Source organism: [Flexibacter] sp. ATCC 35103, assembly GCF_001975985.1.
Lineage (GTDB): Bacteria > Bacteroidota > Bacteroidia > Flavobacteriales > Flavobacteriaceae > Flavobacterium.
In genome coordinates, this window is sequence record NZ_MTQF01000010.1 from 73777 (window position 1) to 91990 (window position 18214).

Sequence of the window (18214 nt, forward strand, 5' to 3'; positions counted from 1 at the left end):
ATTTAATTAAACGTTGATTACAAATTTAGTTTTTAATATTTTGATTACTGTTAAAGATTTCTTTAAATACGGTCAGTTTCTTTATATAATACAAGAAAACGATACTTTTTACAGTATAGTATTGCTGTATCTGAAAATCTTTTCTTTCCCTCAAATATTTTAAAGATATACAATAAAATGAAAAATGTGCCTTCAAAATAGCAAAAGTATGTTGAAATTTTCCTTGTGTAAGAAAACGGATACCTGCAATACCATCTAAAACCATTCTGAAGAAAATAACAAAAAACATCCTTTTTTTAGGAAGATTTTTGACCAGCATCAATAATGAATTTCTAAAATTCAGGTAGGTTTTTTTAGGATTTCCTTGTTGCAAAGTAGCACCTCCAACATGATAAACAGTTGATGCAGAGTTGTATTTAATGATGTGTCCTTCGTTTGCAGCACGCCAGCACAAATCAATTTCTTCCTGATGTGCAAAAAAGCTTTCATCAAAACCTCCTAATTCATGATAAACTTCACTTCTTATAAAAAAGCAAGCTCCTGAAGCCCAGAAAAGTTCACAATTATCATCATATTGACCATTGTCTTTTTCAATAGTATCAAAAATACGTCCGCGGCAAAAAGGAAAACCAAATTTATCAATAAATCCACCAGCACCACCGGCATATTCAAAGTATTCCTTGTTTTTAAAATCCAGAATTTTAGGTTGTATTATTGCAGTTTGTTTTTCAGTATCGAAAGTTTCAAGAATAGGATTCAGCCAATTTGGGGTTACTTCAATATCTGAATTTACAAGGGCATAAATTTCGGCATTAATAGATTGTAAGGCGTCATTATACCCTTTTGCAAAGCCATAATTACCGCTGTTTTCAACTATTTTAATTGTGGGAAAGTTTTGTCTGATAAAGTTAACAGAATCATCTGTTGAAGCATTATCTGCGACATATATTTGAGCTCCTTCTGAAAACTGAACAACAGATGGTAAAAATTGCTCTAACAATTTTACGCCGTTCCAATTTAAAATGACAACTGCTATTTTATCCAAAAGTAAATTTATTTATTTTTAATATTATTCATTATAATCCGGCAAACTTCTCAAAAACTGATATTTTTCGTTTTCAAAATCCATTTGACAATAAAAATGATTCAGACCGTTTGTAACATTCAAAAACCGTGCCTTCATTGTCATGTTGTAGCGGGCAATTTGATCAAAAGTTGCCTGAGATATTTTTACAGCAGGAGCTTTACATTCTACTAATATATGTATAGATCCATCCGGATTAAAGACAACCACATCATATCTTTTGCGTAATCCGTTGACTGTTAAAACTTTTTCGACATTGATTAATGATTTAGGGTATTTTTTTTCGTCTATTAAATAATGAACCACGTGTTGGCGAACCCATTCCTCTGGAGTAAGGATGATAAATTTTTTCCTGATTTCATCAAAAATAGACACTTTATTTTCGCTATTTTTGAATCGGAAAGTATAAGTAGGAAAATTTAATTGCTGCATACTACAAAAATATTAAAATAGTTTAAAGTTTCATGTTTAAAGTTTCAAGTTGTTGAAACCGGCACCTGAAACCTTCAACTTGAAACAAAAGATTGAATGGACGAAGTTGTAAAAATTGTTAATGATATAAAAGCCGGAAATATAAAACCAATTTATTTTTTAATGGGTGAGGAGCCTTATTACATCGATAAATTATCAGAATATATTGAGCAGAATGTACTTTCAGAAGAAGAAAAAGGATTTAATCAAACCGTATTATATGGCAGGGATGTTTCTGTAGAAGATATTGTTTCAACGGCAAAACGCTATCCTATGATGGCAGATCGTCAGGTTGTTATTGTAAAAGAAGCACAGGATTTGTCCAGAACAATAGATAAAATAGAATCCTATGTAAATAATCCTATGGAAACCACAGTTCTTGTTTTTTGTTACAAATACAAAACACTTGATAAGCGTAAAAAGGTTACCAAATTATTGGCTCAAAACGGAATCGTTTACGAAAGTAAAAAGCTCTATGAAAACCAGGTTGGTGATTGGATAAAGCGTGTACTTGCGGGGAAAAAATACACTATTGATCCAAAAGCAAACGCTATGCTGGTAGAGTTTTTAGGTACAGATTTGAGTAAAATTAATAATGAACTGGAGAAATTACAGATTATTTTACCGCAAGGAACTGTGATTACGCCACAACATATAGAAGAAAATATTGGTTTTAGTAAAGATTATAATGTATTCGAACTTCGAAAAGCAATAGGAGAGCGAAACCAACTAAAGGCATATAAAATAGCTGAGAATTTTGCCCATAATCCTAAAGAATATCCATTGGTAATGACTACAGGATTGGTTTTCGGTTTTTTTATTCAGCTTTTAAAATACCACGGACTCAAAGATAAAAATCCAAAGAATGTAGCTGCTGCAATTGGTGTAAATCCTTATTTTTTAAAAGAATACGATCTTGCAATTAAAAATTATCCCATGCGTAAGGTCAGTCAGATTGTTGGAGCGTTGCGTGATGTTGACATCAAAAGTAAAGGTGTTGGCGCCAATGCTTTACCTCAGTCGGATTTATTAAAAGAAATGCTGTACAAAATATTTAATTAAGCCGTGAAAATTCACGATATTTGCATCTCTAAAAAAATTACTACTTTTAAAATAATAATTACGCAATATGGGAATGAATAAAAATACCGTTTTAGGATGGGCTACTTTTATAATGGTACTTATGGGATTGTTACTTATAGGTCTTGGCGCTTTTAGATACAGAGATGTCTCCGGTTGGGGATTTGTAGCTGTTGGCGTTGGTTTTTTTGCTAATGCATGGGTTTTTAATGCTTTAAAAGGAAGAGTATAATTCTATAAAACATCAATTGTAAAAGTCAATTGTAATATAATATCAAAAAATAATTAATTAAAATTAAAAATTAATATATGTCAGACGATAAGAAAGTAATTTTCTCAATGCAAAAATTGAGCAAAACCTATCAGGGAGCAGACAAACCAGTGCTTAAAAATATCTATTTAAGTTTCTTTTACGGAGCTAAAATTGGTATTCTTGGATTAAATGGTTCTGGAAAATCTTCTCTTTTAAAGATTATTGCCGGAGTAGATAAAAATTATCAGGGAGATGTTGTTTTTCAACCAGGTTACACAGTTGGTTATTTAGAGCAAGAACCAATTCTTGATGATTCTAAAACAGTTATCGAAATTGTTCGTGAAGGAGCAGCAGAAACAATGGCAGTTTTAGAAGAATACAATCAAATCAATGATTTATTTGGTCTTGAAGAAAACTACTCAGATCCAGATAAAATGGATAAGTTGATGGATCGTCAGGCAGCATTACAAGATAAAATCGATGCTCTTGGTGCTTGGGAAATCGATACAAAACTTGAAATTGCAATGGATGCTTTACGTACTCCGGAAGGAGATACGCCAATTAAAAACCTTTCAGGAGGTGAGCGTCGTCGTGTAGCTTTATGTCGTTTGTTATTGCAACAGCCAGATGTATTATTGCTTGATGAGCCTACCAACCACCTTGATGCTGAGTCTGTTCTTTGGTTAGAGCAATACTTAGCGCAATATTCCGGAACTGTAATTGCGGTAACGCACGATAGATATTTCCTGGATAATGTTGCGGGTTGGATTCTTGAGTTAGATAGAGGTGAAGGTATTCCATGGAAAGGAAATTATTCTTCGTGGTTAGATCAAAAATCAAACCGTATGGCACAAGAAGAAAAAGTAGCTTCAAAACGTAGAAAAACTTTAGAGCGTGAGCTGGACTGGGTTCGTCAGGGAGCAAAAGGTCGTCAGACAAAACAAAAAGCGCGTTTACAGAATTACGACAAATTATTAAACGAAGATCAAAAACAACTGGATGAAAATCTGGAAATCTATATCCCGAACGGTCCGCGTTTAGGAACAAATGTTATCGAAGCTAAAAATGTTGCAAAAGCCTTTGGAGACAAATTATTGTACGATAATTTAAACTTCACTTTGCCACAAGCCGGAATTGTTGGAATCATTGGACCAAACGGTGCCGGTAAATCTACTATTTTCAAAATGATTATGGGAGAGCAAGCTACGGATAGCGGAGAATTTTCAGTTGGTGAAACGGTGAAAATCGCTTATGTAGATCAATCTCACTCTAATATTGATCCAAATAAATCAATCTGGGAAAATTTCGCAGATGGTCAGGAATTAATTATGATGGGAGGAAAGCAAGTAAATTCTAGGGCTTACTTATCACGCTTTAACTTTGGTGGAGGCGAGCAAAATAAAAAAGTTTCAATGTTATCAGGTGGTGAGCGTAACCGTTTGCACTTAGCTATGACGTTGAAAGAGGAAGGAAACGTACTTTTGCTGGATGAGCCTACGAATGATTTAGATGTAAATACACTTCGTGCACTTGAAGAAGGTTTAGAGAATTTTGCTGGTTGTGCCGTAATTATTTCGCACGACAGATGGTTCTTAGACAGAATTTGTACGCACATTCTAGCTTTTGAAGGAGATTCTGAAGTTTACTATTTTGAAGGTGGTTTCTCTGAATATGAAGAAAATAAAAAGAAACGTTTAGGTGGTGATTTAACTCCAAAACGTTTGAAATACAGAAAATTAATTAGATAATAATTCTGAATAATTTTTAAATTTTAAAATCCCAAATTCAAATTGATAGATTTGAACTTGGGATTTTTTTATATTATAAGGCAAAGCCATTTTTGTCATTTCAACCGAAGGGAGAAATCACACAAAAAGCATCGCAATCAAAATCGCCATTCTTAGTCGAGTTACGCGTGTGATTTCTCGCTCCTCGAAATGACATAAAATGCGAATTTTAAAAAAAAAATAGCAGAGTCTGTGTAAATCCGCTTAATCAGTAAAATCGGTGGGTTATTTTTACGGAAGCAACTTACAAAAACTTAACTTTCAACTCTGGAGTTGGAATCATACAACTTTCTTTCTTCCCATACCAGTTGTAACGATTCTTTGCAATATAATCGTAAATATAGTTTCGAAGTTTTTCCGGTAAAATTTTAAAAATAGAAGTTATACTATAAATTCCTCCTAAATCTTTTCCAATTTCCAAAACCGCTGAAGATTTATAATAATATGCAATGCCAGGATTATATAAAATAATACTATCAATTTTAGTTTGATCAACACCTATATATTTACAAATTTCAATTCCTAATTCTGATTGCAAAGCCACAAACCGAAAGGTATCCTTTTTATCATGTTTGATAATAAACTGAACAGCGCCATTGCATAAATTACAAACGCCATCGAAGAGAATTATTTTTTTGCCAGGGACTGTCTTTGCGAGGAACGAAGCAATCTCACTTTGTGTTTTCATATATGTTAGTTGCTTGTTTTAGTGCGGTTGCTTCGTTCCTCGCAATGACTTTGCGTATGTGTGTCCTTGCGAGGAACGAAGCAATCTCACTCTGTTTTTCTATATAGTATTTACATAATCAGTATATCTTCAATTTCTTCAAATAAATCTTTCCAAGTTGGATTTATTGAGTGAATCAAATCATTTTTGGCTTCTCTAGAACCTGCTTTAATTTGTTTTTCTCTACTTATAGCATCTTCAATCCATTGAAATTGTTCATAGTAAACAAGAATATTCAGATTATATCGAGCCGAAAAAGATTTGGCATATTTTTTATTTTTATGTTCTAAAATTCTTTTCGGAAGATTTGAAGTTACACCCGTGTAAATAACAGTTTGATATTTATTAGTAATTATGTATACGAACCCCAGCTTCATTTTTTATTCTCTTTTTAAGTTTAGTCATTGCGAGGAACGAAGCAATCTCACTATTTTTTTACATACTGCATTTGCTCATGTTTGTGTGGTTGCTTCGTTCCTCGCAATGACAAAACTAAAGAATAAAATTTTTAATATAAGATTTTTATTACTATTGTTTTTGTTTATTAAAATTGTATTTTTGATTATTTTTACAAATCAAATACGGCTTTCATAAATTATTTTTAATCGAGTTTTATAAAATATCCATCTTCTTAATTATCTTTCTAAAAATCTTTGTTTAAATCGCTTTATTTTAATTTTAGATAAAATTTAAGCTTTTTTTAAACTGAAAACTGCCACTGCGACTAAAAACTTATTTCTTACCAGCTTCAACAAATTCTAATTCATCTAGACTTACTTTCGAGGTAAAGATTCCGTAATTTACTGTAGCTTTATTTTTTTCGATTGAATCGATACTTCCAACAGATCTTCCGTCTAACATTCTTACGCGATCACCAACTTTTAAAATTGGTTTTGGTTTTTCGATAACAGGTTTAAGCTTCTTTTCTTTTTTCTCTTTTCGGATTTCTTCCACTTGAACTGAAACTTCTGCAATAACTTCTTTTTTCTTTTCGATTATAGCTTTAGTTTCTTTTGGAGTGGCTTTTTTACGTTTTGAATTTTCAATTTCAATAATTTTCAAAAATTCACCAATTAGTTCTTTTTTATTTTTATTGTTGAAATATTTCTCAGAGATATCTTCAATTTTCTGACCAATGTAAATCGTCTTTTGATTGCTATCATATAATTCCTGATAGCTTTCTAATTTCTGTTTGATTTTTACATTGATGTTTTCCATCTTTTTGCTTTCTTCACGTGCTCGGGTTTCTTCTTCTTTTAGATTAATAGAAGTTTTTTCGAGTTTCGAACGTTCTTTTTGAAGTGTTGCAATAGTTTTGTCAAAACGAACTTTTCCAACTTCGATTTTCTTTTTCGCACGATTTATTAATCCAAACGGGATTCCATTTTTCAATGCAACTTCAAAAGTAAACGAACTTCCTGCCTGACCTAATGCTAATTTGTACATTGGTTCCAATGATTTTTCGTCAAACATCATATTGGCATTTGTAGCATAAGGCAATTCGTTTGCCAAAATTTTCAAATTTGAATAATGCGTTGTTATAATTCCAAAAGCTTCACGATGATAAAACTCTTCCAGGAAAATTTCAGCCAATGCTCCTCCAAGTTCAGGATCTGAACCTGTACCAAACTCATCAATCAAAAACATGGTTTTCTTGTTACATTTCTTCAGGAAATAATTCATGTTTTTTAATCGGTAGCTATAAGTACTTAAATGATTTTCAATAGATTGATTGTCTCCAATATCAGTTAAAATTCTATCGAATAAGAAAGTTTCACTACGCTCGTGAACCGGAATTAACATCCCTGATTGCAGCATTAATTGTAATAAACCAACTGTTTTAAGTGAAATTGTTTTTCCTCCGGCATTTGGTCCGGAAATCACAATGATTCGGTTATCTTGCTTTAGTTCAATAGTTTGAGGATGTGTAACTTCATTCTTTTGCTTATTATTCAAATATAAAATTGGGTGATAAGCTTCTCTGAAAAATAGTCTTCTTTCTTCGGTAATTGTAGGCAGGATTCCGTTGATTCTATTAGCATATTTTGCTTTTCCGGCAACTACATCAATATCGCTCAGAAATTCCTGATACTCAATTAATATTGGTAAAAACGGACGAATATCATTTGATAATTGCTTTAAAATTCGGGTAATTTCTTCTTTTTCCTCGTATTCTAAATTGGCTAGTTCTCTTGAATATTGTAATGTAGCTTCAGGTTCGATGTAAGCTATACTTCCAGTCTTGGAACTTCCTAAAATAGACCCTTTTACTTTACGGCGATACATGGCTAAAACCGCTAAAACACGACGATTTTGGACAAAACTTTCTTTGATATCGTCTAAATAACCAAGGCTATTATTGTGAGTAAGTGCAACTCCAAAACTTTGATTTACTTTGCCGCGAACAATATTCATATTTTGGCGTATGCTTAAAAGGGCGGGAGAAGCATTGTCTTTAATTTCTCCGTATTTATCTACAATTGCATCAATTAGGGTTACAATGTCTTTTGTATATTCAACTCTGGAAGCTCTTTCGTTTAGGTTTGGGTAGTAATCATCAAATTTTTTAAGGAAATTCAATAAAAAATTTGCTGTAGACGAAAGCGTTGCTATTTTTCTAAAACTTCCAACTTCAAGGAAACTATCCTCAATTGCGAGAAATTTGATTTCATGCGTTATGGCGTCAAATCCATGATTTGGAATGGCGTTATTATTTTCAAAAGAAGAAACATATTCTGATGTCTGCATCAATGCCTGCATCAAAGTTTCTTTATCTCTAAATGGAGTTATTTTTAAAGCTTTATCTTTTCCTATATCTGTATTACAGCCAGCCGAAATAGTTTCGAGGACTGTTGGAAATTGTAAATCTTGTAATGTTTTTTCGGTAATGGATATCATTTAATTTCTTTAACAAAGTACACACAAAAGTACGAAAACATAATCATTGAATTCTATAAAGTTCCAGTCTAAATTTATCACTTTCTAAATATGATTTCTATAAAAAAATCCCGAGATTAGCCTTAAAAAAAGTATGGACGTTAAAATGCATGATTCCTGGAAACCAGTTTTAAATGAAGAATTTGAAAAACCTTATTTCCACGAATTAATTGATTTTGTAAAATCTGAATATGCAACTAAGATTTGTTATCCTAAAGGGAATCAGATTTTTTCAGCTTTTGATCATTGCCATTTTGATCAGGTAAAGGTTGTTATTATCGGACAAGATCCCTATCATGGTCCTAATCAGGCTAATGGTTTGTGTTTTTCAGTAAATGACGGAATACCATTTCCACCATCTCTTCAAAATATTTTCAAAGAAATCGAAACTGATTTAAATGTACCAATTCCAAAAACAGGTAATCTGGAACGTTGGGCAGATCAGGGTGTTTTTCTTTTAAATGCTACTTTGACCGTTAGACAATCTGAAGCTGGAAGTCATCAGGGAAAAGGTTGGGAAAAATTTACAGATGCAGTAATTAAGCAAATTTCGGCTCATAGTAAAGATGTTGTTTTTTTATTATGGGGAGGTTTTGCGCAAAAGAAAGCTGCACTAATTGATGCTTCAAAACATCATATTCTAAAATCAGGGCATCCATCGCCATTGAGCGCAAATAGAGGATTTTGGTTTGGGAATAAACATTTTAGTCAAGCAAATACTTTCTTGAAGTCAAAAGGATTGAAAGAAATTGAATGGTGATAACAGACTAAAATAGTATTGTTATAAAAAAAAAGCCAGTTAAAATTTAACTGGCTTTTTTTTATTTTTTTATGATCTCGTCTAAGACTGCTTTATTCTCGTAGTTAATAACTTTTAAGATTACCTCTTGGTTTTTAACTGTTTTTCCTTCAATGATATAAAGTTTTCCTTTTTTGAAAGAAACATTACTTTGATCAAAGTCAACATCTCCAAATTTCAGGGTATTTTTTATGTCAGCTGTATCAATCCATTTTTCATTTAAAGTCTGAATTGCTTTTTCAGAATATTGAAAAGGTTTTGTACGTAGGTTATTTAAAACTCGGGCATTTGGGAAATAGTTGCAGCGAGTATCTTTTCCACTGAAAACAAGGGCTACAAAAAAGCATCCCATAACCAAACCAACTAAATAATAAGCAAAACGATGTGCGAACTTCATGAAATAAAATTTTTGCAAAGGTACATTAAAGTTCCCTTAAAATACAAGTAAATTGATATCGTTATCAGGTAAATCAAACCATTCGCCAATTGCTTTATTGGTTAAAATTCCGTGATACAAATAAATTCCGTTTTTTAAACCTTTATTACATCGTATAGCACTTTCTAAACCACCATCTTCAGCTATTTGAAGTAAGTAAGGAGTAAGGATGTTACTTATTGATAATGAGGCAGTTTTAGAATATCTTGAAGGAATGTTTGGCACACAATAATGTAAAACATTACTTTTTATAAACGTTGGTTTTTCATGAGTCGTCACTTCTGAAGTTTCAAAGCAACCTCCGGTGTCAATGCTTACATCGACAATTACAGCACCTTTTTTCATGTGTTCAACCATGGTTTCTGTAACTATAATCGGACAGCGTTCTTTTCCGCGCATCGCGCCAATAGCAACATCACAACGTCTTAATGCTTTTAATAATGCTTTTTGCTGCACTGTAGAAGTAAAGATTCGCTGGTTTAAATTATTCTGTAAACGTCGTAATTTTGTAATCGAATTATCAAAAACTTTTACGTTTGCACCTAAACCAATTGCGGTTTTTGCAGCAAATTCACCAACAGTTCCTGCGCCTAAAATTACAACTTCAGTAGGAGGAACGCCGGTTATGTTTCCAAATAAAAGTCCTTTTCCAAATTCATCAGTAATCATTAATTCTGCAGCAATAAGTATAGAGGCAGTTCCTGCAATCTCGCTTAATGATTTTACGGCAGGATATGATCCGTCTTCGTCCTTAATATATTCAAAAGCTAATGCTGTAATCTTTTTTTGAGCTAAAGCTTCGAAATAAGTTTTCTTTTTTGTTTTTAACTGAATGGCAGAAATAATAATCGTTTCCGGATTAATCATCTCAATTTCTGCTAATGTGGGTGGTTCAACCTTTAGTAACATTGGGCATCCAAAAACTTTTTTGGTATCTTTTGTTACTTCGGCTCCGGCATCTGAGTACTCTTTGTCAGAATAACTCGAACTTTCTCCTGCTCCGGACTCAATCATAACACGGTGACCTTCATAAGTCAGCGAATTTACAGCATCCGGGGTTAAGCAAATACGACGCTCCTGATAACTTGTTTCTTTAGGAATTCCTATAAAAAGTTCACTTTTGAATCGGCCAATTTCAAGTTTTTCTTCTTGTGGCAACAATTGTTGTTTCGTAAACGGAGTTAATGTGATTGACATGTGTTGTTCGAAAAATTAAGAGTACAAATTACGTAAAAAGTTTTAAATCAATGTAAAAATTCTGCTAATACTATGTGATGAAATTACGGCATAATTTTTTCCATTTTTATGTCGGCTCTTTCATAAATTCCGCCATCTAAAGGAACTTCTGTAAAACCAAATTTCTCATACAAGTGAATCGCCGGAAGTAATTTTCGATTTGAATACAAAAATAATTTTTGAATGTTGTTTTCTTTGGCTATAGCCAGACAATGTACCAGCATTTTATTTCTAATTCCTAAACCTTGCGCCTGGTCAGAAACTGCCATTTTACTCAATTCAAATGTTGAATCATTAACCTTCATTAAGGAAACAGTTCCTACAATCTCATCATTATATTTAGCGTAAAAAATTAATCCTCCTTTATTGATAATTTCTTCCTGAGGATTCGAAAGTACTATTTCGTCTTTTTCTTCAACTCTAAAATATTTTTGAAGCCATTCTTTATTTAAGATTTTTATTGAATCTTTTAAATCGGGTGAGAATGGGATTATTTCGACTGTATTTTGGGAATTCATTTCTTATATTTTAAACTAATTCCAATTTTCTTTTTCCATCAGCTAATAACTCAATATTTATTATTGAATGTTCTTCAGGAATTAGATTAGCAATTTTTTCAGACCATTCGATAAAACACCAATTTCCAGAATATAAATAATCATCTACTCCCATATCAAGAGCTTCAGTTTCTTTATTTAATCTGTAAAAATCAAAATGATAAACGATTTGATTGTTAGAAGTGTAGTATTCGTTAACTAAAGAAAAGGTTGGACTGCTTGTGGCTTCTTCAACTCCAAGATTTTTACAAAGTTGTTTGATTAAAGTAGTTTTGCCAACGCCCATTTCTCCATTAAAAAGAATTATTTTCTTTGGATTCTGAGTTAAAATTTTCTCTGCTGTTTCTTTAATCTGATCTAATGAAAAAACGATATCCATTGTTATTGTTTATTTATTATAGTCTCAGTCGCGGCTTTCAGTTTACAAACTGAGACTAAAAACTGCGACTGAGACTGAAAACTGTTTTTATTTCGGGTTAAAAACCAAAAACGGAATAATCATTTCTTCTAATGAAATTCCTCCGTGTTGATAGGTATTTTTGTAATAACTCACATAATGATTGTAGTTGTTTACATAAGCTAAAAAGAAATCATTTTTAGCGAAAATAAATGAACTGCTCATATTTATTGCCGGCAAACCAATTGTTTTAGGTTCTTTTATGACATACACATCTTTTTGTTCGTATGTTAAACTACGACCGGTTTTATAACGCAAATTTAAACTTGTATTTTTATCTCCAACAACTTTTGATGGGTTTTTTACATTAATTGTTCCATGATCTGTTGTCAGGATTAATTTGAAACCTAAAAGTTGTGCTTGCTGAATAATTTCTAAAAGCGGAGAATTTTTAAACCAGCTTAATGTAAGCGAGCGATATGCTTTATCATCTGATGCAAGTTCTTTTACAACGTCCATTTCAGTTTTTGCATGCGATAACATATCGACAAAATTATATACAACTGTTACCAGATCGTTGCCTTTTAGAGCTTTAAAATTTTCAGCTAATTTTTTTCCACCGGCATAATTGGTGATTTTAAAATAATCTTCTTTAATATTTAAACCCAATCGTTTTAATTGTGCGCTTAAAAATTCAGCTTCATACAGATTTTTTCCGCCATCTTCTACATCATTTTTCCAATATTGCGGAAATTGTTTTTCCATTTCTGTTGGCAATAAACCAGAGAAAATAGCATTTCTGGCATATTGTGTTGCAGTAGGAAGTATCGAGAAATAAGGAACTTCTTTTTCTAATTTATAGTAATTGGCAACGACAGTTTCAAAAGATTTCCATTGGTCATAACGCAAATTATCAATTACTACAAACAAAATAGGCTTGTCTTTCTTTTTGATTTCCGGAACGACTAATTCCTTAAATAAATTATGTGACTGAATTGGTTTATCCGCTTTTGGAGCAAACCAGTCTTCATAATTTCGCTCAATATATTTTCCGAATTGTGAATTAGCTTCAACTTTCTGAGATTCAAGGATTTCAATCATTCCCTGATCGTTGATGTTTTCAAGTTCTAATTCCCAGAAGATTAGTTTTTTATATAGTTCCACCCAGTCTTCATAAGAATTTACCATAGCCATTTCCATCGAAATTTTTCTGAATTCTTTTTGATAATCTAAGGTTGTTTTTTCTGAAATTAATCTGGAATGATCCAGATTTTTCTTTAAACTCAATAAGATTTGATTCGGATTTACCGGTTTTATCAAATAGTCAGCAATTTTAGAACCAATGGCTTCTTCCATTATATATTCTTCTTCGCTTTTTGTAATCATGATCATCGGGATAGCTGATTTTTTTTCTTTCATTTCTGAAAGCGTTTCCAAACCGCTCATTCCGGGCATATTTTCATCTAAAAAAACAATGTCAAAATTATCTTCGTCAAACAATGCAATAGCATCCAAACCGTTATTACAGGTGGTTACAGCATAGTTTTTTTTCTCCAGAAATAATATATGTGGTTTTAAAAGGTCAATCTCATCATCGACCCAAAGTATTTTTATCTTATCCATAAACGTATTTAATTTTTAATGCAATTTAGAAGTATAGAACTTAAAAAGTATTAAAAATAGTATAAATTTCAGAATTATAAAAAGCGTTTTTTTTGTAAAATCTATTTTTTAATTAGTCATGAGGTTGAAAATCACGACAATTTAATGTTGTTTTTTAAATGAAAAACACAAAGTGGTTTATACTTATTTACTTATATTTGTTGACCTAAAAAGAACCAAATAGTGACTCATATCAATAAGTTAAAAATATTCAATGATCCCATCTACGGGTTTATTTCCATTCCGAACGAACTTATTTACGACCTAATTCAGCACCCGTATTTTCAGCGTTTACGCCGTATTTCGCAAATGGGATTATCGTATTTGGTTTATCCAGGTGCTAATCATACGCGTTTTCATCATGCTTTAGGCTGTATGCATTTAATGCAAAAGGCAATAGAAACGCTTCGTTTTAAAGGTGTTGCGATTTCTAATGATGAAGAATGTGCTTTGTTAATTGCTATTTTATTACATGATATTGGACATGGACCATTTTCGCATGCAATGGAAAAAAGTATTGTAGAAGATGTGAATCATGAGGCTATTTCGTTATTATTCATGAATCAGTTAAATGATGAATTTGATGGTAAATTAAGTCTCGCTATTCAGGTTTTTAAAGGAGATTATCATAGGAAATTTATGTTGCAATTGATTTCAAGTCAGTTAGATATGGATCGAATGGATTATTTAAAACGTGATAGCTTTTATACCGGAGTTGCTGAAGGAAATGTGAACTCTGAACGTTTGATCCAGATGATGAATGTGGTTGATGGTGTTCTGGTTATTGAGGAAAAAGGAATTTATTCTGTTGAGAAATTTTTGCTTTCGAGAAGATTAATGTACTGGCAGGCTTATTTGCATAAAACAAGTTTAGTTGCTGAACTCATTTTGATGAATGTTTTAAAAAGAGCGAAAGAATTAACCTTAAAAGGAATTAATTTGCCTTGCAGTGAACCTCTTTTGTATTTTATGCAAAATAAGGTTGCTTTAGAAGATTTTGATGCTGAGAAACTCGATTTATTTTCTCAATTAGATGATTTTGATATTATTAGTGCTTTAAAAGCCTGGCAAAAGCAAGGTGATTTTATACTTTCTACTTTGAGTAAAATGTTGATTAATAGAGATTTACTAAAAATTAAACTAAGCGCAGAAAAAATTCCGGCAGAAGAATCGCAATCATTAAAAGAACAATTTGCTAACGCTCATCATATCACACAATTAGAAGCGGGTTATTTTATTTTTAGAGGAAAAATAAAAAATCAGGCTTATAGTAAAGAGGCCGAACCAATACGAATATTAAAAAAAGATAAAACAATTGAGGATGTTGTAGAAGCTTCTGATCAGCTGAATTTGAAATCGTTATCTAAATTGGTGACAAAATATTACATCTGTTTTCCAAAACAACTTATCTAAAATTAACATTTAAAATCTATTTTTTATATTTTTGTCGCAATGAAATTTACAGCAGAACAAATAGCAGGAATTTTAGAAGGAGAAGTTGTTGGGAATCCCAATGCAGAAGTTTCTCGGCTATCTAAGATTGAAGAAGGCGAGGAAGGGTCGCTTACTTTTTTGGCTAATCCCAAATATATCAATTACATATATACCACAAAAGCATCAGTTACTATTGTTAATGACAGCTTTATACCAGAACAGGAAATTACTACCACTTTAATAAAAGTAGAAGATGCATATGCGTCTTTTTCTAAACTTTTACAATTTTACAATCAGGTAAAATTGAATAAAAACGGAATAGAAACCCATTCATTTATGTCTGAAGGAACTAAATATGGAGACAATTTATATTTAGGAAGCTTTAGTTATATTGGTCAAAATGTAGTTTTAGGAGATAATGTAAAAATTTATCCTAACAGTTTTATTGGTGATAATGTTGTTATTGGCGATAATGTGTATATTTTTGCAGGCGCCAAAATTTATTCTGAAACTATAATTGGTAACAATTGTACGATTCATTCAGGAACTATTATTGGTGCAGATGGTTTTGGTTTTGTACCGGATGAAGAAGGTGTTTATAGTAAGGTTCCTCAAATAGGGAATGTTATTATTGAAGATAATGTAGATATTGGTGCAAATACAACAATAGATCGAGCAACTCTGGGTTCTACGATAATTAGAAAAGGAGTTAAATTAGACAATCAAATTCAGATTGCCCATAATGTAGAAATTGGTAAAAACACTGTTATTGCAGCGCAATCTGGTGTGGCGGGCTCTACAAAAATAGGCGAAAATTGTATGATTGGCGGGCAAGTTGGTATCGCAGGGCATTTAACTATAGGTAATAATGTAAGACTGCAGGCTCAATCAGGAGTTGCAAGAAACATTAAAGATGACGAAATATTGCAGGGAACACCATCTCTTGCATATACGGATTTTAATAAATCGTATGTACATTTCAAGAATCTGCCTAAAATTGTTGCCGAAATTGATGAATTAAAAAAACAAATAATAAACCCAAAAAATGGAAATAATGGTTAAACAGAAGACCATCAAAAATGAAATTTCACTAACAGGCGTTGGATTACACACTGGAAAAGAAGTTACAATGACTTTTAAACCAGCTCCAATTAATAATGGTTTCACTTTTGTAAGAGTAGATTTGCAAGGTCAGCCCGTGATCGAAGCAGATGCTAATTATGTTGTTAATACGCAAAGAGGTACTAATTTAGAAAAATTAGGTGTAAAAATTCAAACTCCTGAACACGTTTTAGCGGCATTGGTTGGTTGCGATTTGGATAACGTTATTATAGAATTGAATGCTTCTGAACTTCCTATTATGGATGGTTCTTCAAAATATTTTGTTGAAGCGATTGAAAAAGCCGGTATCGAAGAACAAGATGCTAAACGTAATGTATATGTGGTAAAAGAAGTTATTTCGTTTACTGATGAAACTACCGGAAGCGAGATCTTAGTGATGCCAAGCGATGATTATCAGGTAACTGCAATGGTAGATTTTGGTACTAAAGTTTTAGGTACTCAAAACGCAACCATGAAAAGTATAGCTGATTTTAAAGATGAAATTGCTAATTCAAGAACTTTTAGTTTCTTGCATGAATTAGAGTCTCTTTTAGAAAACGGACTTATAAAAGGTGGAGATTTAAACAATGCTATTGTATATGTAGATAAAGAAATATCTGAATCTACAATGGAAAATTTAAAGAAAGCTTTTGGTAAAGATAAAATTTCGGTTAAGCCAAACGGAGTTTTAGACAACCTGACTTTACATTATCCAAACGAAGCTGCAAGACACAAATTACTTGATGTTGTTGGAGATTTGTCTTTGATTGGTGTTAGGATTCAGGGAAAAATTATTGCAAATAAACCTGGGCATTATGTAAATACGCAATTTGCTAAAAAATTAGCAAAAATTATTAAAATTGAACAAAGAAATCATGTTCCGGTTTACGATTTAAATCTGGAGCCATTGATGGATATTCATAAAATTATGGCAGTTTTGCCACACAGACCTCCATTTTTATTAATCGACAGAATTATAGAAATGTCTGACAGTCATGTTGTGGGTATGAAAAATGTAACGATGAATGAGAATTTCTTCGTAGGGCATTTTCCTGAAGCTCCAGTAATGCCAGGTGTTTTAATCGTTGAAGCAATGGCACAAACAGGAGGGATCTTGGTACTAAGTACTGTTCCTGATCCTGAAAATTATTTAACGTATTTCATGAAAATTGATAATGTTAAATTCAAGCATAAAGTATTGCCTGGTGATACCTTAATTTTTAAATGCGAATTGATTTCTCCTATCAGAAGAGGGATCTGTCACATGCAGGCAAATGCATACGCAAATGGAAAATTGGTAACAGAGGCAGAATTAATGGCTCAAATTGCAAGAAAACAATAATAATTTAATCGATTTTATTGTTTACGTTTGTTGCCCAAATTAGACTATTTTAATATAAAATATAAAACTCACAGATGAATCAACCATTAGCATATGTTCATCCAGGCGCTAAAATCGCTAAAAATGTTGTAATTGAGCCTTTTACAACAATTCACAATAATGTTATTATTGGTGATGGTACTTGGATTGGTTCAAATGTAACCATCATGGAAGGTGCCCGAATTGGTAAAAATTGTAATATTTTTCCGGGGGCAGTTATTTCTGCGGTACCTCAGGATTTAAAATTTGGTGGCGAAGATTCTTTAGCTATTATAGGAGATAATTGTACTATCAGAGAATGTGTAACCATAAATAGAGGTACAGTTGCTTCAGGACAAACAACCTTGGGTAATAACTGTTTAGTTATGGCTTATGCTCATATTGCACACGATTGCGAGATTGGTAATAATGCTATTATCGTAAATGGTGTTGCATTAGCAGGTCACGTTGTAGTTGGTAATCACGCTGTTATTGGCGGATTGGCGGCTATTCACCAATTTATTCATATTGGAGATCACGCTATGATTTCTGGTGGATCTTTGGTTAGAAAAGATGTTCCACCTTATACAAAAGCAGCAAAAGAGCCTTTGTCTTATGTAGGGATCAATTCTGTTGGTTTAAGAAGAAGAGGATTTAGTACTGAAAAAATTAGAGAAATTCAGGAAATTTACAGAATTTTATACCAAAAGAATTACAATACAACACAAGCTTTAAGTATTATTGAAGCTGAAATGGAAGCTACTCCTGAGAGAGATGAAATTTTAGATTTTATCAGAAATTCATCAAGAGGAATTATGAAAGGTTATTCAGGAAACTATTAAATAAAAGTTTAATCGTTTATTTGTTTATTCGTTACATCGAAAACAGATAGA

The 18214-nt window shown here is 32.2% G+C and carries 18 protein-coding genes; 8 read left to right on the plus strand and 10 right to left on the minus strand.

Translation table 11 applies throughout. From position 1 onward, the window contains the following. Positions 1-25: 25 nt before the first annotated feature. Both BXU01_RS18770 and BXU01_RS18775 read right to left on the minus strand, forming a co-directional pair. The gene (locus BXU01_RS18770) at positions 26-1045 is read right to left on the minus strand and encodes a glycosyltransferase family 2 protein (RefSeq protein ID WP_083694720.1); all 1020 of its coding nucleotides are present in this window, start codon (positions 1043-1045) and stop codon (positions 26-28) included. Positions 1046-1069: 24 nt separating this feature from the next. After that, positions 1070-1516 (minus strand): type I restriction enzyme HsdR N-terminal domain-containing protein, encoded by a 447-nt coding sequence (locus tag BXU01_RS18775; protein ID WP_083694721.1) that lies wholly within the window; start codon positions 1514-1516, stop codon positions 1070-1072. A gap of 96 nt (positions 1517-1612) precedes the next feature. Between BXU01_RS18775 and holA the strand changes: the two genes are divergently transcribed. The 3 genes from holA to ettA all read left to right on the plus strand — a co-directional run bounded on the left by holA (position 1613) and on the right by ettA (position 4636). After that, positions 1613-2617 (plus strand): DNA polymerase III subunit delta, encoded by a 1005-nt coding sequence (holA, locus tag BXU01_RS18780; RefSeq protein ID WP_083694722.1) that lies wholly within the window; start codon positions 1613-1615, stop codon positions 2615-2617. Between the two features lie 67 nt (positions 2618-2684). Further along, positions 2685-2867, plus strand: coding sequence for a CAL67264 family membrane protein (locus BXU01_RS18785; RefSeq protein WP_035680915.1), 183 nt, complete (start codon positions 2685-2687; stop codon positions 2865-2867). Positions 2868-2944: 77 nt separating this feature from the next. Further along, positions 2945-4636: an energy-dependent translational throttle protein EttA gene (gene ettA / locus BXU01_RS18790; RefSeq protein WP_083694723.1), complete on the plus strand. Its 1692-nt coding sequence runs from the start codon at positions 2945-2947 to the stop codon at positions 4634-4636. A gap of 283 nt (positions 4637-4919) precedes the next feature. On the opposite strand, the gene BXU01_RS18795 is transcribed toward ettA, so the two are convergent. The 3 genes from BXU01_RS18795 to BXU01_RS18805 form a co-directional block, all read right to left on the minus strand. After that, a complete protein-coding gene (locus BXU01_RS18795) occupies positions 4920-5363 on the minus strand; it encodes a thiol-disulfide oxidoreductase DCC family protein (RefSeq protein WP_083694724.1) in 444 nt (147 codons plus the stop codon). Positions 5364-5473: 110 nt separating this feature from the next. Then, entirely contained in the window at positions 5474-5779 is a 306-nt protein-coding gene (locus BXU01_RS18800) for a GIY-YIG nuclease family protein (protein WP_083694725.1), read from the minus strand. Between the two features lie 355 nt (positions 5780-6134). Next, a complete protein-coding gene (locus BXU01_RS18805; protein WP_083694726.1) occupies positions 6135-8300 on the minus strand; it encodes a DNA mismatch repair protein MutS in 2166 nt (721 codons plus the stop codon). A 133-nt stretch (positions 8301-8433) separates the two neighbouring features. On the opposite strand from BXU01_RS18805, the gene BXU01_RS18810 reads away from it, so the two are divergent. Continuing rightward, positions 8434-9099 carry a uracil-DNA glycosylase gene (locus BXU01_RS18810; protein ID WP_083694727.1) on the plus strand — a complete coding sequence of 222 codons (666 nt, stop codon included), beginning with the start codon at positions 8434-8436 and terminating at the stop codon, positions 9097-9099. A 61-nt stretch (positions 9100-9160) separates the two neighbouring features. Here BXU01_RS18810 and BXU01_RS18815 read toward each other — a convergent pair whose 3' ends face one another. The 5 genes from BXU01_RS18815 to BXU01_RS18835 all read right to left on the minus strand — a co-directional run bounded on the left by BXU01_RS18815 (position 9161) and on the right by BXU01_RS18835 (position 13387). Then, the gene (locus tag BXU01_RS18815) at positions 9161-9535 is read right to left on the minus strand and encodes a DUF4258 domain-containing protein (protein WP_083694728.1); all 375 of its coding nucleotides are present in this window, start codon (positions 9533-9535) and stop codon (positions 9161-9163) included. Positions 9536-9571: 36 nt separating this feature from the next. Continuing rightward, positions 9572-10771, minus strand: coding sequence for an alanine dehydrogenase (locus BXU01_RS18820; protein ID WP_055092331.1), 1200 nt, complete (start codon positions 10769-10771; stop codon positions 9572-9574). Positions 10772-10854: 83 nt separating this feature from the next. After that, the gene (locus BXU01_RS18825) at positions 10855-11328 is read right to left on the minus strand and encodes a GNAT family N-acetyltransferase (protein ID WP_083694729.1); all 474 of its coding nucleotides are present in this window, start codon (positions 11326-11328) and stop codon (positions 10855-10857) included. A gap of 10 nt (positions 11329-11338) precedes the next feature. Beyond that, positions 11339-11746 carry a tRNA (adenosine(37)-N6)-threonylcarbamoyltransferase complex ATPase subunit type 1 TsaE gene (gene tsaE, locus BXU01_RS18830; protein ID WP_083694730.1) on the minus strand — a complete coding sequence of 136 codons (408 nt, stop codon included), beginning with the start codon at positions 11744-11746 and terminating at the stop codon, positions 11339-11341. Between the two features lie 87 nt (positions 11747-11833). Continuing rightward, positions 11834-13387 carry a bifunctional response regulator/alkaline phosphatase family protein gene (locus BXU01_RS18835; protein WP_055092325.1) on the minus strand — a complete coding sequence of 518 codons (1554 nt, stop codon included), beginning with the start codon at positions 13385-13387 and terminating at the stop codon, positions 11834-11836. A gap of 222 nt (positions 13388-13609) precedes the next feature. Between BXU01_RS18835 and BXU01_RS18840 the strand changes: the two genes are divergently transcribed. The 4 genes from BXU01_RS18840 (at position 13610) to lpxA (ending at position 18163) form a co-directional block, all read left to right on the plus strand. Next, complete coding sequence (locus BXU01_RS18840; protein WP_083694731.1) at positions 13610-14839, plus strand: HD domain-containing protein; 1230 nt, start codon at positions 13610-13612, stop codon at positions 14837-14839. Positions 14840-14878: 39 nt separating this feature from the next. Continuing rightward, on the plus strand, positions 14879-15922 hold the full coding sequence (gene lpxD / locus BXU01_RS18845) for a UDP-3-O-(3-hydroxymyristoyl)glucosamine N-acyltransferase (RefSeq protein WP_083694732.1): 1044 nt from the start codon (positions 14879-14881) through the stop codon (positions 15920-15922). Then, the gene (locus tag BXU01_RS18850; RefSeq protein WP_055092924.1) at positions 15915-17303 is read left to right on the plus strand and encodes a bifunctional UDP-3-O-[3-hydroxymyristoyl] N-acetylglucosamine deacetylase/3-hydroxyacyl-ACP dehydratase; all 1389 of its coding nucleotides are present in this window, start codon (positions 15915-15917) and stop codon (positions 17301-17303) included. The genes lpxD and BXU01_RS18850 overlap by 8 nt, the downstream gene beginning before the upstream one ends. A 74-nt stretch (positions 17304-17377) precedes the next feature. Further along, complete coding sequence (lpxA, locus tag BXU01_RS18855; RefSeq protein WP_055092319.1) at positions 17378-18163, plus strand: acyl-ACP--UDP-N-acetylglucosamine O-acyltransferase; 786 nt, start codon at positions 17378-17380, stop codon at positions 18161-18163. Positions 18164-18214: the final 51 nt, after the last annotated feature.

Bases quoted from the DNA above. Each gene is read 5' to 3' on its own strand.
- lpxA (WP_055092319.1), top strand. From the start codon at position 17,378: ATGAATCAACCATTAGCATATGTTCATCCAGGCGCTAAAATCGCTAAA.
- BXU01_RS18815 (WP_083694728.1), bottom strand. From the start codon at position 9,535: ATGAAGTTCGCACATCGTTTTGCTTATTATTTAGTTGGTTTGGTTATG.
- BXU01_RS18775 (WP_083694721.1), bottom strand. From the start codon at position 1,516: ATGCAGCAATTAAATTTTCCTACTTATACTTTCCGATTCAAAAATAGC.
- BXU01_RS18825 (WP_083694729.1), bottom strand. From the start codon at position 11,328: ATGAATTCCCAAAATACAGTCGAAATAATCCCATTCTCACCCGATTTA.
- BXU01_RS18835 (WP_055092325.1), bottom strand. From the start codon at position 13,387: ATGGATAAGATAAAAATACTTTGGGTCGATGATGAGATTGACCTTTTA.
- holA (WP_083694722.1), top strand. From the start codon at position 1,613: ATGGACGAAGTTGTAAAAATTGTTAATGATATAAAAGCCGGAAATATA.
- BXU01_RS18795 (WP_083694724.1), bottom strand. From the start codon at position 5,363: ATGAAAACACAAAGTGAGATTGCTTCGTTCCTCGCAAAGACAGTCCCT.
- BXU01_RS18850 (WP_055092924.1), top strand. From the start codon at position 15,915: ATGGTTAAACAGAAGACCATCAAAAATGAAATTTCACTAACAGGCGTT.
- BXU01_RS18805 (WP_083694726.1), bottom strand. From the start codon at position 8,300: ATGATATCCATTACCGAAAAAACATTACAAGATTTACAATTTCCAACA.
- BXU01_RS18785 (WP_035680915.1), top strand. From the start codon at position 2,685: ATGGGAATGAATAAAAATACCGTTTTAGGATGGGCTACTTTTATAATG.
- BXU01_RS18820 (WP_055092331.1), bottom strand. From the start codon at position 10,771: ATGTCAATCACATTAACTCCGTTTACGAAACAACAATTGTTGCCACAA.
- BXU01_RS18800 (WP_083694725.1), bottom strand. From the start codon at position 5,779: ATGAAGCTGGGGTTCGTATACATAATTACTAATAAATATCAAACTGTT.
- tsaE (WP_083694730.1), bottom strand. From the start codon at position 11,746: ATGGATATCGTTTTTTCATTAGATCAGATTAAAGAAACAGCAGAGAAA.
- BXU01_RS18810 (WP_083694727.1), top strand. From the start codon at position 8,434: ATGGACGTTAAAATGCATGATTCCTGGAAACCAGTTTTAAATGAAGAA.
- lpxD (WP_083694732.1), top strand. From the start codon at position 14,879: ATGAAATTTACAGCAGAACAAATAGCAGGAATTTTAGAAGGAGAAGTT.
- ettA (WP_083694723.1), top strand. From the start codon at position 2,945: ATGTCAGACGATAAGAAAGTAATTTTCTCAATGCAAAAATTGAGCAAA.